Source organism: Bradyrhizobium sp. CCGUVB23 (assembly GCF_024199885.1).
Classification (GTDB): Bacteria; Pseudomonadota; Alphaproteobacteria; order Rhizobiales; family Xanthobacteraceae; genus Bradyrhizobium.
In genome coordinates this window covers 3,872,116-3,885,069 of sequence record NZ_JANADQ010000001.1, presented here as the reverse complement: position 1 = coordinate 3,885,069, position 12,954 = coordinate 3,872,116, and the positions used below count along the sequence as shown (strand labels likewise).

Below are 12,954 nucleotides of genomic sequence, written 5' to 3'. Positions count from 1 at the left end.
GAGATAGAACGTGGTGGGTTACGCCTTCGGCTAACCACACCACGAAGCCTACAGCCTCCTGAGCGCCACTGACTCCACCACGTGGTCGGCGCCCTTCTTCAGGATCAGCGTCGCGCGGGGGCGGGTGGGCAGAATGTTGTCCTCGAGATTGGCGAGGTTGGTGCGCTCCCAGATCGCGGTCGCGGTGGCGGTGGCTTCCTCGTCCGACAGCAGCGCATAACGGTGGAAATAGGATCTGGGATCGGTGAACGCAGTGTCCCTGAGCGCCAGGAAGCGCTTCACATACCACTGCCGCAACGCCGCTTCGTCAGCGTCGATATAAACCGAGAAGTCGAAGAAGTCGGAGACGACCGGCACCGCCTTGCCGTCACGCGGCAGCTTGCCGGTCTGCAGCACGTTGACGCCCTCGACGATCAGGATGTCCGGCTGGTCGATCTCGACCCACTGGTTCGGCACGATGTCGTAGGTCAGATGCGAATAGACCGGCGCGCGCACGGGGTGGCGGCCGGCCTTGATGTCGGAGAGGAAGCTGAGCAGCAGCGGCAGATCGTAGCTTTCCGGAAAGCCTTTTTTCTGCACCAGTCCCTGCCGCTCCAGCACCGCAAGGGGATAGAGAAAACCGTCCGTCGTGATCAGGTCGACCTTCGGCCGCGGCGACCAGCGCGCGAGCAGCGCCTGGAGCACGCGGGCGGTGGTGGACTTTCCGACCGCCACCGAGCCTGCGACGCCGATGATGTAGGGCATCTTGCGATCGCGGATGTTGAGGAACTGACGCTGTGCGTAATACAGGCGCTGCATGGCATCGACATAGATCGACAGCAGACGCGAGAGCGGCAGGTAGATGTCCTCGACCTCCTGCAAGTCGAGGCGGTCGTGCAGCGAGCGGAGGCGGTCGAACTCGCCCGGCTCAAGCGTCATCGGCGTGTCGTTTCGCAGCTCTGCCCACTGCTCGCGCGTGTAGACGCGGTAGGGATTATAGATCTGCTCGGGTGCGCGGATATCCATGACGCCGCCTTTCCGTTGCGACTTTAGCTCTTTCCCTTGAGCATGATCTTTTCCGAAAACCGCTTCGCACTTTGCGCTAACACGGTCCTCCGGGTCCGGATCATGCTCTAGTCGCTCTTGCGCGACGCCTTCTCTTCCAACCCTGACATCGAGGTGCGTTTGTCCAGCGCCGCCTCGACCTCTTCCAGCTTTACGCCACGGGCCTTGAGCAGCACAAGGAAGTGGTAGAGCAGGTCGGCGCTTTCAGCGATCAGATGCGCGCGATCGTTTTCGACTGCTGCGATTACGGTTTCGACTGCCTCCTCGCCGAACTTTTTCGCGCAATGTTCCGCGCCCTTGTCCAGGAGCTTGCGGGTATAGGACACCTCGCCACCAGCCGCGGCGCGGGCATCGATGGTTGCGGCCAGGTCGTGGATCGTGAAACGCGACATACAAAATACTCAGAGGCACACGCCAGCCTCACAGGCCGGTCCAGACCTGCACATGTAGCATTTCCGCGAAGCGGAGTCGTCAGGCATCCAGCCGCATCGGCAGGCCGCGGCGGGCCATGTGGTCCTTGGCCTCGCGGATGGTAAATTCCCCGAAGTGGAAGATCGACGCCGCCAGCACCGCGGTGGCGTGGCCGTCGCGGATGCCGTCGACGAGGTGATCGAGATTGCCGACGCCGCCCGAGGCGATCACGGGAACGGGAACGCTGTCGGCGATCGCCCGGGTCAGCGGGATGTCAAAGCCCTGCCTGGTGCCGTCGCGGTCCATCGAGGTGAGCAAGATTTCACCAGCCCCCAGCGACACCACCTCCTGGGCATATTCGATCGCATCGATGCCTGTCGAGTTGCGCCCGCCATGCGTAAAGATCTCCCAGCGGTCGGAGCCGCCGGGGCGCTTGACGCGTTTGGCGTCGATCGCGACCACCACGCACTGCTCGCCGAACTTTTCCGCGGCTTCCTTGACGAACTCGCGCCGCGACACCGCAGCGCTGTTGATCGAGACCTTGTCTGCGCCCGAGCGCAGCAGCGTCTTGATATCATCAACCTTGCGCACCCCGCCGCCGACCGTGACCGGCATGAAGCAGGCTTCCGCGGTGCGCCGGACCACGTCCAGCATGATGCCGCGGTTCTCATGGGTCGCGGTGATATCGAGAAAGCAGAGCTCGTCGGCGCCGGCGGCGTCATAGGCGATCGCCGCCTCGACGGGATCGCCGGCATCGCGCAAGTCGACGAAGTTGACGCCCTTGACGACCCGGCCGTCCTTGACGTCGAGGCAGGGGATCACGCGCACCTTGAACATGTCTCGTCTCCTAAGCGGCAGCGCGCGCGTTGCGGATCAGGGTGAGGGCGTCAGCGGGGTCGAGCCTGCCGTCATAGAGCGCACGGCCGGCGATCGCGCCTGCGAGCTTTTTCGCCCGCGGCGCCAACATCGCCTTGACGTCCTCGATCGAGGCAAGGCCGCCGGAGGCGATCACGGGGATGGAGATGGCGTCGGCAAGGGCGATGGTCGCGTCGAGGTTCAAGCCCTTGAGCAGGCCGTCGCGGGCGATATCCGTGAAGATGATGGCGGCGACGCCGGCATCCTCGAAACGCTGCGCGATTTCCAGCACCGTCACCTGCGAGGTCTCGGCCCAGCCTTCGACGGCGACCTTGCCGTCGCGGGCATCGAGTCCCACGGCGACGCGGCCCGGAAATTTCTTCGCCGCGCTCTTCACCAGCTCCGGATCGCGCACGGCAGCCGTGCCGATGATGACGCGGGTGATGCCCTTGGCGAGCCAGGCCTCGACGGTCGCAAGATCGCGAATGCCGCCGCCGAGCTGAACCGGGATCGGAATCGTCTTCAGCATGGCCTCCACCGCCGCGGCGTTCACCGGCTTGCCGGCAAAGGCGCCGTCGAGATCGACGACGTGGAGATATTCAAATCCCTGCGCGACGAAGCTTTGCGCCTGCGCCGCAGGATCGAGGTTGAACACGGTGGCGCGCGCCATGTCGCCTTGCTCCAGGCGCACGCACTGGCCGTTCTTCAGATCGATGGCGGGGAAGAGGATCACGGCTTCCATCTCAGAAAGTTCGAGATCAGGGCCAACCCAAAGCGCTGGCTCTTCTCGGGGTGAAACTGCGTGCCGATCGCGGTGTCCTTGGCAACGATCGCCGTGACCGGTCCGCCATAATCGGCGCGCGCGAGCACGTCCGCTTCATTGGCGGCATTGAGGTGGTAGGAGTGCACGAAATAGGCGTGCTGGCCCTTTGGCCCCAGCGGCAGCTTTTCCAGCACCGGGTGCTCGCGCAGGACGTCGAGCGTGTTCCAGCCCATGTGCGGGATCTTCAGGTTTTCGTCGCGCGGCGTGATCTTCTCGACGTCGCCGGCGATCCAGTTCAGGCCTTCGGTGATGACATGCTCCTTGCCGCGGCTCGCGAACAGCTGCATGCCGACACAGATGCCGAACATCGGCCGCGCCTTCACGCGCACCGCTTCGGTGATCGCCTCGACCATGCCGTTGACGGCATCAAGGCCGCGCCGGCAATCGGCGAAGGCGCCGACACCGGGCAGCACGAGGCGATCGGCGCTGTAGGCCTGATCCGGATCGCTCGTCACGAAGACCTTCTGCCCGTCCTCCATGCTGCGCGCGGCGCGCTCGAAGGCTTTTGCGGCGGAATGCAGATTGCCGGAACCGTAATCGATGATGGCGACGCTCATCGTGACCCTCCCGGTTCTGGAAACAATCCAATGATGCCGCCGGACGGAAGCGGCGGCGGGTTTGAGAACGACTGACCCGGGACGGAGCGGGTCGGCGGCGGACCGCCGCGATCGACGGCCCATTGATCATTGACGATGCCGCGCTGCTTCTGACTCCAGCGCTCGAAGAAACGGCGCTCGGCGGTCTCCCGATCGTCGCCGATGACGACGTCGAGCTGACGCCAATTGCCGCGCGACAGCGTCCAGCGGCGCAGGCTCGACGCCTCGAAGCCCATCAGGAGGGCCAAAACGATATCGGCGAGGAAGATCGAGGAGCGGCCGACACCAAGGCTCGAAAGCCCGGCCTGGAACGCGGCAAAGAAGATCACCCAGCCGAGCAGCGCCAGCCACAGCCGGTGCCACAACAGCCAGAACGGGCCGTAGATCATCGCCCAGAAATGAAAGCCATCGCGCACGAAGACGAAGTTGTCCGTCGCGCGCAGGTCCGCGCCGCTGGGGCCGGGAGCATGAACTGTGTAGGCAGGCATGTTGGATTGCCCGTTCTCAGAGATGTTCGATACCGCCAGCGGCGCTCATCGCCGCGAGACGGAGATGTCAGCCACCGAGCGAGCCCTTGGTGGAGGGCACTTCGCCCGCCGCCTTTGGGTCGATCGCCACGGCGGTGCGCAGCGCCCGCGCCAGACCCTTGAAGCAGGATTCGGCGATATGGTGGCTGTTCTCGCCATATAGGGTCTCGACGTGGAGAGTCACGCCCGCGTTCATGGCGAAGGCGTTGAACCACTCGCGCACGAGCTCGGTGTCGAACTCGCCGATCTTGTCGCGGGGGAAGTCGGCCTTGAACACCAGGACCGGACGGCCCGAGATGTCGATGACGACGCGCGACAGCGTCTCGTCCATGGGCATGTGGACGCTGGCATAGCGGGTGATGCCCGCCATGTTACCGAGCGCCTGCTTCACGGCCTGGCCGAGCGCGATGCCGGTGTCTTCGGTCGTATGGTGATAATCAATGTGCAGGTCGCCCACCGCCTTGACCGTGAGGTCGATGCGGGAATGGCGGGCGAGGAGATCGAGCATATGGTCGAAAAAGCCGATGCCGGTCGCGATATTGGACACGCCGGATCCATCGAGGTTCACGGATACCTCGATGTCGGTTTCCTTGGTCTTGCGCTTGATCGTCGCGGTGCGCATTGAAAGCTGGCTTCCACTCTAGTTGAGCATGATCTCCGCGCAAACGCTCCGCGTTTGTCGCGAGGGAAAACCGGCGTCCACTTTTCCGGATCATGCTCGCTTGGGCCGAAAACGGCGGTCTTTTAACAGCCAAATGACGCCTTCGCTACTGCGGGATGCTCCTGGCGGGGCTCTACTTCGGCCTATGGTGAGCGAATTTAGGACCGGAGTGGCCCGTTGTGCGCCGGTTGTGCCCTCGGACCGGACCGCCTAAATCAGGCCGGACAACGAGGTACTTCATGCAGGATTCCCAGAACAGCTCGGTCTGGCACGGCACGACGATCGTAACCGTCCGCAAGGGCGGCAGGGTGGTGGTCGGCGGCGACGGCCAGGTCTCGATCGGCCAGACGGTGATCAAGTCCAACGCCAAAAAGGTCCGCAAGCTCGGCAAGGGCGACGTGATCGGCGGTTTTGCGGGTGCGACCGCCGACGCCTTCACCCTGTTCGAGCGGCTGGAGAGCAAGCTCGAGCAATATCCGGGGCAGCTGACCCGGGCCGCGGTCGAGCTCGCCAAGGACTGGCGCACCGACCGGTATCTGCGGCGGCTCGAGGCCATGATGATCGTGGCCGACAAGGACGTCTCCCTGGTCCTGACCGGGACCGGCGATGTGCTGGAGCCCGAGGCCGGCGTGATGGCGATCGGCTCGGGCGGCAACTACGCGCTGGCGGCGGCCCGCGCCCTGCTCGACACCGACAAGGACGCCGAGACCATCGTCCGCCGCTCGCTCGACATCGCCGCCGACATCTGCGTCTACACCAACCGCAACGTGACGATCGAAAGCCTGTCGAGCGGCTAGCCAGTGGCGCCGGCCTACGCCTTCCGCCCCATGACAGCGGCCGATCTGCCGCTGATCCTGCGGTGGCTGAAAGAGGCCCATGTGCGGGAATGGTGGGGCGATCCGGACGAGCAACTTGCGCTCGTGAGCGGTGACCTCATCGAGCCTGCGATGGACCAGTTCATCGTGTTGGCTGGCGGCCGGCCGTTCGGCTATCTTCAGTGCTACAGCCTGACCGCATGGAATACGGGCTTTGGGCCGCAGCCGGAGGGTACGCGTGGGATCGATCAGTTCATCGGTGAAGCCGACATGATCGGGCGCGGGCACGGCTCATCGTTCATCCGGCAGTTCGTCGATGAGAAGCTGCGGCAAGGGCTGCCGCGCATAGTGACCGACCCCGATCCGCTGAACTATCGCGCCGTACGCACCTATGAAAAAGCGGGTTTCGAGAGAGTTGGCATGGTGGAGACACCCGACGGGCCATCGTTGCTGATGATGCGCAATCCATGACTCCAGCGCCAACCCATACCATCAAGACGGCGGTTCCACCGATCTACTGGATCGGCCTCGCGCTCTCGCTGCTCGCGCTGCAGGCCTCGATCCTGTTTGCCATGGGCCGGGTGCCGATCTGCACCTGCGGCTACGTCAAGTTCTGGCACGGCGTGGTGAACAGCTCGGAGAATTCCCAGCACATCGCCGACTGGTACAGCTTCTCCCACATCCTCCATGGCTTCCTGTTCTACGGATTGACCTGGCTGCTGTTCGCCCGCCTGCCGTTCTTCCAGCTCAATTTTTTAAGCTTGTCTTGGCCGGCGCGGCTGCTCATCGCCATGCTGATTGAAGGCAGCTGGGAAATCGTCGAGAACTCGCCCTTCATCATCGAGCGCTATCGCGCCGGCACGATCTCGCTGGACTATTACGGCGACAGCATCGTCAACTCGGTCTCAGACACGCTGTTCATGGTGCTCGGCTTCCTCGCGGCGCGTGTTCTGCCGGTCAAGGCCACGGTGCTGATCGGGCTCGTTTTCGAGATCATGATGGCGCTCCACATTCGCGACAATCTGACGCTTAATATTCTGATGCTGGTCCATCCGATCGAGGCCGTGAAACAATGGCAATCCGGTCCGCCGATCATCTGACCCCACCAAATTGCGGCTTGTCCCGGCCGGTTTCTGACCCTAGCTAAGGTCCCATGACAGACTTCTCCCCCCGCGAAATCGTTTCCGAACTCGACCGTTTCATCGTTGGCCAGTCCGACGCCAAGCGCGCCGTCTCGATTGCGCTCCGGAACCGCTGGCGGCGCCAGCAGCTTCAGGGCTCCTTGCGCGAAGAGGTGCTGCCGAAGAACATCCTGATGATCGGCCCGACCGGCGTCGGCAAGACCGAGATTGCGCGGCGGCTGGCCAAGCTCGCCAACGCGCCGTTCCTCAAGGTTGAGGCCACGAAATTCACCGAGGTCGGCTATGTCGGCCGCGACGTCGAGCAGATCGTGCGCGATCTCGTCGAGGTCGCCATCACCCAGGTGCGCGAGAAGAAGCGCAAGGACGTGCAGGCGCGCGCCCAGCTCGCCGCCGAAGAGCGCGTGCTGGATGCCCTGGTCGGTGCCAATGCGAGCTCGGCGACGCGGGAATCCTTTCGCAAGAAGCTGCGCGCCGGCGAGCTCAACGACAAGGAAATCGAGATCGAGACGCAGTCCGCCGCCGGCGGCCTTCCGATGTTCGAGATCCCGGGCATGCCGGGCTCGCAGATGGGCGCGATCTCGATCGGCGACATCTTTGGCAAGTTAGGCGGCCGCACCAAGACGCGGCGGCTGACGGTCGAGGGCTCACACGAAATCCTCGTCAACGAGGAATCCGACAAGCTGCTGGACAACGACCAGCTCACGCTGGAGGCAATCAGCGCGGTCGAGAACAACGGCATCGTGTTCCTGGACGAGATCGACAAGATCTGCGCGCGCGATGGCCGCGTCGGCGGCGACGTCTCGCGCGAGGGCGTGCAGCGCGATCTGCTGCCGCTGATCGAGGGCACCACCGTCTCGACCAAGCACGGCACGGTGAAGACCGACCACATCCTTTTCATCGCGTCCGGCGCCTTCCACGTCGCAAAGCCCTCGGATCTGCTGCCGGAATTGCAGGGCCGCCTGCCGATCCGCGTCGAATTGCAGGCCCTGACCCGCGACGACATGCGGCGCATCCTCACCGAGCCGGAGGCCTCGCTGATCAAGCAATATGTCGCGCTGCTGCACACCGAAGGCGTGACGCTCGACATCACCGACGGCGCCATCGACGCACTCGCCGACATCGCGGTCGCCGTCAATTCGACGGTCGAGAACATCGGCGCGCGGCGGCTTCAGACCGTGATGGAACGGGTGCTGGACGAGATCTCCTTCACCGCCCCCGACCGCAACGGCGAGACCATCCAGATCGATGCCGACTACGTGCAGAAGCACATCGGCGACCTCGCCAAGAACGCCGATCTCAGCCGGTTTATTTTGTAATTTCCGGCCAGTCCGCTATCTATCGGGCCGTCGTCCTGGCGAAAGCCAGGACCCCCCGCGCGAGCGCTTGCGCTCGTCGCGATTACCCCGAGCGCTTATTGTTGATACAGATGGCGGCCCCAATCTCGGCTCAAACGACCTCCGGTGGTTATGGGTCCCGGATCTGCGCTCGCTCTGGACAACGCTGCGCGTTGCCAGGAGCTCGCTTGTCCGGGACGACGGCGGAGGTAATGTCCGCAGCGCAGGTGCGCTGTGCGCGCTAGCCTTTGGCAAAATCCCTGGCGCCTGTTGCTCGCGATCAACGTCTTCGTGATCGCCGGCGTGTTCATCCATAAAATCCTGCTGCCGCCTTACGTCCCCTATATCCACCTGCTCGTCGACTATCATTTCGGCTTCATCAAGCGCGCGCTGATCGGCGCCATCATTGCGCTGTTCACGGCGAAGGTGCCGGTGTGGCTGGTGTTTGCGCTTGGCGGGGTGACATGGCTCGTCACAATCGCTTTGTTGGTTCAGCTGTTCCGCAAGGTGTTCGGTCTCAACGAGAAGACCCTGCCGTTGTTCGTGTTCATCGCGGGCTCGCCGTTCTTCCTGAAGAATTTCATGCACACGCTCGGCCATTTCGACATCTATGGCTGTGCGCTCGCGATCGTGCTGCTGCTGATCCCGGCGCGCTCGATCCTCTATGTCGCGCTGGCTGCCCTGTTCGCGATCGTGCTGATCCTGATCCACCACATTCATCTCTTGATGTACGTGCCGACGATCATCATGATCGTCGTCGTCAGGCACTATCTCGGGCACGGCATCAATCGCGCGAACGTCGCGTTCGGCCTCGCGGCGCTGCTCTGCGTCGGTGCGCTGTTCTTGGCCGCGCAATTCCTCGGAACGATGCCGATACCGGAGGCGGATTTCGTCGCCTACCTCAAGGGCCGGATGGCCGATCCGTCGCGTACCGATCTCCTGCAATTCAGCTACATCTGGTACCAGCCGCTTTCGAAGGAGCTTGCGGACACCTGGGGCCGCATGCCCCACAACATTCTCGGCGTGCCCGTGTTTGCGCTGCTGATCTGGCTGCACACGCCGCTCTGGCGCTATCTTGCGAACCTGATCCGCGCGCTCGCCGATGAGACGCACCGGCGTCTTGTCATCGCAGGCATCGCTGGCGTCAGCCTCGCCTATGTCGTGATGTTCGCGATGGTGTTCGACTATTCGCGCTGGATCTCGAACTGGGCGGTCTGCATGTTCCTGATCCTGCACGCGGTGAAGATGCTGCCGGCCAAGCGGGAAGTGCGGCCGATCCCGGCGGAGGATCGTACGACGAACATTTTCGGGCTAATCATCACCCTGATCCCGCGCGTCGGAATCGTGCGGCCGTTCTGAAGATTCACTGCCAGCAGCCGCTGTGGAGGTGCACTCCCTCTCCCGCTAGCGGGAGAGGCGTAGGCGGCCTACGGCCGCCGTTCTTAGAAAAAGAACGCCTATGCGAAGCATCGGCTATGGGAGAGGGTGTTTCCGCAATGGGGCACTCCCGATGCGGAGAGAGCCCTCAGCCGCGCCTTCGGCGCGACCTCTCCCGCAAGCGGGAGAGGTTAAGGGAGCCCGCGGCCAAATCGAGTTCTCTAACATCTCGCCCGGCGAATTCGCACGTAAAGCGCGCCCTCGCCGCCATGGCCGATATGGGCTTCCTCGAATCCAACGACGAAGGCACGGAATTCCGGCAGGCTCAGCCATTCCGGCACCTGGCGGCGGAGCACGCCGCTTTCGCCGCCGGTTCTTCCCTTGCCGGTGATGACGAGCACGAAGGTCAGGCCGTCGTGATGGGCGCGCTGGATGAAGCCTGAGAGCGCGCGATGGGCGCGCATCTGGGTCATGCCGTGCAGATCAAGCCGCGCGTCGATCTCGCTGCGGCCGCGCGACAGTTTTGCGCGCTCGCGCTTGCCGAGCGGCGCCAAAGGCGGGACGGCGGGCTTCATCACGCGGGGAGCCGGCGCGGGGACAATCGGCCTTGCGGGCACTGGATGCTTTGCGGCAGGCGCAGCCGGCAAAACTTCGGCGCGCGCCGCCGCCTCCGCCTTCGTCACGCGAAGTTTTCGAAGCGGCTTGACCTGCTTCGCAACCGTGTCCCACAGCGCGCGCTCGTCTTCGCTGAGCGCGCGACGGCGGGGCGAGGGTGGCGGGTCCAGGACAGGCGGACGGGACGATCGCTTCATTGCGGGCTGGTACGACGGCGCACGTGCTTGCGCTGCTCGCGGGCGGGCTTGATGGCGGGGCGCGGCTCCGGCAGCGGCACGGGGCTCGCCACCGCGACGGTGGCATCCCTGGCTTGTGACACGGTGGCTGACGCCGTGCCAGCTTTCCCTGATTCAACAGGTTTCGCCGGATCTGATTGTGGAAACAGCTTTGCGATCTTCGCCGACGGCCGCGGATCGGGCAGGGGCAGCCTCGAACCGCGCGCCACGGGATCGAGGCTTTTCGGCACCAGCATCACGAAATGCATGTTGTGGCGCAGCCGGCCCGAGACGCGGCCGGCTTCCTGGCCGGCGCCGAAATAGAGGTCGGCGCGCGCGGGGCCGATGATCGCCGACCCGGTGTCCTGCGCGATCATCAGGCGATGGAACGGCGTCTTCGATTTCTCGGAGTCGATCGGCAGCTCACCCTCGATGAAGAACGGCGTGCCATAGACATGCAGCGATTTGTCGACCGCAATCGAACGGCCCGCCGTCAGCGGAATGCCCTGCGCCCCGACCGCCTCGTCCTTGTCGGACAGATTGACCTGGCGGAAGAAGATGTAGGAGCGGTTCTGGCGGCGGAGCTCCTTGGCGCCATCGGGGTTTTGCGCCATCCACTCTCTGATCTTCTGCATCGACATCTCCTCTTTCGGGATGATGCCGCGCTCGATCAGGATGCGTCCGACCGCCGTATAGGGATAGCCGTTATAGGCGTCGTAGTTGATCCGGATCGTCGAGCCGTCGTCGAATTTGATCCGCGCCGAACCCTGGATCTGCGCGAACAGGAGGTCGGTCGGATCCTTGAGCCAGCAGAGCTCGAGGCCGCGGCCGGCGATCGCGCCATCCTCGATCTCGCCGCGATCGTAATAGGGCACGAGCTTGCGGCGGCCGATCTTGCGGTACACCGGGCCCTTGTTGGGCAGGCTCAGCGCATCCTGCTTGAAGCCGCGCACGAACAGGTTCGAGGGGCGGCGATAGACCGGGACGTTGTAGACGTCGGTCTGGACGTGCGAGCCGTCGAGCACCGGCTCGTAATAGCCGGTCACGAAGCCGTCGGCCTCGCCGAGCCGCGAGATCCGTAGCGGCGAAAAATGCTCTTCGAAAAACGCCTTGGCTTTGCTCTCGTCGGAAAGGTCGAGCGACTTGGCGATTTTGCACGGCTGGCCAAGCGAGCCGCCGATCGCCTTCGGCTCGACGACCGCCGGCTGCTGCGCGGCGATCGATTTGCAGCTCGCGCGAAACGCCTTGTAGGCCGCGAGATGATCGTCATCGCTCCAGCCGGCCACCTCGGACCAGGCAAGCGGCAGATATTGCGCGCCGGGAATCTCGAACGGCAACGCGAGCTGAGGGTAGGGCAACGCCCGCGGTGGTGGGGCGGCGATCTCGGGAGCACTGCGGCTGTAGTGATGGCGGCGCGCCGCTTCAGCGCCGAGCGAAAACGACGACAGCGCGACGGCACCTGCGCACAGCGCCGTCGCGCAATTTGTCAGGGCTGCCTTAATGCGCGCTTCCGGTGCCAACCAGCTTCCAGTTCGGATCGCGAGAGGTGGTGTCGCGGGCGAAGGTCCAGATGTCGGTGATGTCGGCGACCTTGTCGGCATTCCCGTCGACGATGTTGCCGGCCCTGTCGCGCGTGACCGAAATCATCTGCGAGACGAAGCGAACGGTGAGCTGCGCGGTGCGGTCGCGCATCTCGGCGCCGACCAGCTCGGCCTTGTCGATCGAGACGAAGCGCGTCTCGGTCTTCTGCTCGTTCTTCTCGCGGTCCTTGATCGCGGCGTCGAAGCTCTCGAACACTTCGGAGGACAAGAGGTCGCGCAGCGACCGGCGATCGCCATTGGCAAAGGCGAGCACGATCATCTCATAGGCGCTGCGGGCGCCGGACAGGAAGTGGCGCGGATCGAAGGACGAGTCCTTCTCGACGATCGCGTCCAGCCCCTGGCCCAGCGCAGTGCCGGGTTCAGTCAGTCCTTTCCAGCGGTCGGCAGGCTGCGTGACGTCGGCGGTCGGCGCCAGCGGAGCCTGATCGATCACCTTGCCCGGCATGGTCACGACGTTCTTGTCCTGGGCACCCTGGAGCGCATTGCGGGCGGTGCGGTCGAACGGAGGCCGCTCATTGCCGGTCCGCTGCCCGAGCACGCTGCGCAGGCGCAGGAAAATGAAGACCGCCAACGCTAGGAAGATGATGGTGTAGATATCCACGTCGTGTTCGCTCTCTGGTCTCTGCTCAGGGTCTTCGCCGGGAAAATCAGTCCGGCCAGTCAACCGTTCCACACAGGGACGGCAAGTCACATCACCTTTTTAGGTCCGCTTCAGATCCAAGCGATGTAGGCACGAAATCTTGCCCGGCCAATGGCGCCTTTTGGCACAGCGCGAATTGTAGCGCGTTTTATCCTTAAGGGGAAATCGGATCCTGACTGGAAATCGCGCATCTTCAATCGTTTAAGAAGTACTCCGTTGGGCCAGAATGGGTAAAAGGCCACCCTTTTCGACACTGCCAGGCGGCCGAATCCGGGGCCCTTCGTCCTTGTGGAACGAG

Annotated in this window: 15 protein-coding genes; 5 read left to right on the top strand and 10 right to left on the bottom strand. The window is 64.0% G+C overall.

All coding sequences use genetic code 11. From position 1 onward, the window contains the following. Positions 1-48: 48 nt before the first annotated feature. From coaA to hisB, 7 genes are all read right to left on the bottom strand, one after another. Positions 49-1,005 carry a type I pantothenate kinase gene (gene coaA, locus NLN62_RS17770; RefSeq protein ID WP_027525126.1) on the bottom strand — a complete coding sequence of 319 codons (957 nt, stop codon included), beginning with the start codon at positions 1,003-1,005 and terminating at the stop codon, positions 49-51. Between the two features lie 107 nt (positions 1,006-1,112). Continuing rightward, entirely contained in the window at positions 1,113-1,436 is a 324-nt protein-coding gene (locus NLN62_RS17765; protein WP_027525125.1) for a phosphoribosyl-ATP diphosphatase, read from the bottom strand. A 79-nt stretch (positions 1,437-1,515) separates the two neighbouring features. Beyond that, positions 1,516-2,292: an imidazole glycerol phosphate synthase subunit HisF gene (hisF, locus tag NLN62_RS17760; RefSeq protein ID WP_027525124.1), complete on the bottom strand. Its 777-nt coding sequence runs from the start codon at positions 2,290-2,292 to the stop codon at positions 1,516-1,518. A 10-nt stretch (positions 2,293-2,302) separates the two neighbouring features. Continuing rightward, positions 2,303-3,052 carry a 1-(5-phosphoribosyl)-5-[(5-phosphoribosylamino)methylideneamino]imidazole-4-carboxamide isomerase gene (hisA, locus tag NLN62_RS17755; RefSeq protein ID WP_035663422.1) on the bottom strand — a complete coding sequence of 250 codons (750 nt, stop codon included), beginning with the start codon at positions 3,050-3,052 and terminating at the stop codon, positions 2,303-2,305. After that, positions 3,040-3,690 (bottom strand): imidazole glycerol phosphate synthase subunit HisH, encoded by a 651-nt coding sequence (hisH, locus tag NLN62_RS17750; RefSeq protein ID WP_027525122.1) that lies wholly within the window; start codon positions 3,688-3,690, stop codon positions 3,040-3,042. Before hisH ends, hisA begins: the two co-directional genes overlap by 13 nt. Continuing rightward, on the bottom strand, positions 3,687-4,217 hold the full coding sequence (locus NLN62_RS17745; protein ID WP_027525121.1) for a DUF2628 domain-containing protein: 531 nt from the start codon (positions 4,215-4,217) through the stop codon (positions 3,687-3,689). The genes hisH and NLN62_RS17745 overlap by 4 nt, the downstream gene beginning before the upstream one ends. A 67-nt stretch (positions 4,218-4,284) precedes the next feature. Beyond that, positions 4,285-4,878 (bottom strand): imidazoleglycerol-phosphate dehydratase HisB, encoded by a 594-nt coding sequence (gene hisB / locus NLN62_RS17740; protein WP_027525120.1) that lies wholly within the window; start codon positions 4,876-4,878, stop codon positions 4,285-4,287. A 278-nt stretch (positions 4,879-5,156) separates the two neighbouring features. Here hisB and hslV point away from each other — a divergent pair, with 278 nt between their 5' ends. The 5 genes from hslV (at position 5,157) to NLN62_RS17715 (ending at position 9,567) form a co-directional block, all read left to right on the top strand. Beyond that, positions 5,157-5,714 (top strand): ATP-dependent protease subunit HslV, encoded by a 558-nt coding sequence (gene hslV, locus NLN62_RS17735; RefSeq protein ID WP_027525119.1) that lies wholly within the window; start codon positions 5,157-5,159, stop codon positions 5,712-5,714. Positions 5,715-5,717: 3 nt separating this feature from the next. Continuing rightward, positions 5,718-6,203, top strand: coding sequence for a GNAT family N-acetyltransferase (locus NLN62_RS17730; RefSeq protein WP_254109666.1), 486 nt, complete (start codon positions 5,718-5,720; stop codon positions 6,201-6,203). Then, the gene (locus NLN62_RS17725) at positions 6,200-6,832 is read left to right on the top strand and encodes a DUF2585 domain-containing protein (RefSeq protein WP_254109665.1); all 633 of its coding nucleotides are present in this window, start codon (positions 6,200-6,202) and stop codon (positions 6,830-6,832) included. Before NLN62_RS17730 ends, NLN62_RS17725 begins: the two co-directional genes overlap by 4 nt. 53 nt (positions 6,833-6,885) lie before the next feature. Next, positions 6,886-8,190: an ATP-dependent protease ATPase subunit HslU gene (gene hslU, locus NLN62_RS17720; protein ID WP_027525116.1), complete on the top strand. Its 1,305-nt coding sequence runs from the start codon at positions 6,886-6,888 to the stop codon at positions 8,188-8,190. 252 nt (positions 8,191-8,442) lie between these two features. Continuing rightward, a complete protein-coding gene (locus NLN62_RS17715; protein ID WP_254109663.1) occupies positions 8,443-9,567 on the top strand; it encodes a hypothetical protein in 1,125 nt (374 codons plus the stop codon). Positions 9,568-9,806: 239 nt separating this feature from the next. On the opposite strand, the gene NLN62_RS17710 is transcribed toward NLN62_RS17715, so the two are convergent. The 3 genes from NLN62_RS17710 to NLN62_RS17700 are packed head-to-tail and all read right to left on the bottom strand — an operon-like array spanning position 9,807 to position 12,617. Next, entirely contained in the window at positions 9,807-10,397 is a 591-nt protein-coding gene (locus NLN62_RS17710; protein ID WP_254109661.1) for a Smr/MutS family protein, read from the bottom strand. Further along, complete coding sequence (locus NLN62_RS17705; RefSeq protein ID WP_254109659.1) at positions 10,394-11,935, bottom strand: murein transglycosylase A; 1,542 nt, start codon at positions 11,933-11,935, stop codon at positions 10,394-10,396. Before NLN62_RS17705 ends, NLN62_RS17710 begins: the two co-directional genes overlap by 4 nt. After that, positions 11,913-12,617 carry a Tim44/TimA family putative adaptor protein gene (locus NLN62_RS17700; RefSeq protein ID WP_027525112.1) on the bottom strand — a complete coding sequence of 235 codons (705 nt, stop codon included), beginning with the start codon at positions 12,615-12,617 and terminating at the stop codon, positions 11,913-11,915. Before NLN62_RS17700 ends, NLN62_RS17705 begins: the two co-directional genes overlap by 23 nt. Positions 12,618-12,954: the final 337 nt, after the last annotated feature.

Coding starts and splice junctions, on each gene's coding strand:
- coaA (WP_027525126.1), bottom strand. CDS start 1,005: ATGGATATCCGCGCACCCGAGCAGATCTATAATCCCTACCGCGTCTAC.
- NLN62_RS17765 (WP_027525125.1), bottom strand. CDS start 1,436: ATGTCGCGTTTCACGATCCACGACCTGGCCGCAACCATCGATGCCCGC.
- hisF (WP_027525124.1), bottom strand. CDS start 2,292: ATGTTCAAGGTGCGCGTGATCCCCTGCCTCGACGTCAAGGACGGCCGG.
- hisA (WP_035663422.1), bottom strand. CDS start 3,052: ATGGAAGCCGTGATCCTCTTCCCCGCCATCGATCTGAAGAACGGCCAG.
- hisH (WP_027525122.1), bottom strand. CDS start 3,690: ATGAGCGTCGCCATCATCGATTACGGTTCCGGCAATCTGCATTCCGCC.
- NLN62_RS17745 (WP_027525121.1), bottom strand. CDS start 4,217: ATGCCTGCCTACACAGTTCATGCTCCCGGCCCCAGCGGCGCGGACCTG.
- hisB (WP_027525120.1), bottom strand. CDS start 4,878: ATGCGCACCGCGACGATCAAGCGCAAGACCAAGGAAACCGACATCGAG.
- hslV (WP_027525119.1), top strand. CDS start 5,157: ATGCAGGATTCCCAGAACAGCTCGGTCTGGCACGGCACGACGATCGTA.
- NLN62_RS17725 (WP_254109665.1), top strand. CDS start 6,200: ATGACTCCAGCGCCAACCCATACCATCAAGACGGCGGTTCCACCGATC.
- hslU (WP_027525116.1), top strand. CDS start 6,886: ATGACAGACTTCTCCCCCCGCGAAATCGTTTCCGAACTCGACCGTTTC.
- NLN62_RS17710 (WP_254109661.1), bottom strand. CDS start 10,397: ATGAAGCGATCGTCCCGTCCGCCTGTCCTGGACCCGCCACCCTCGCCC.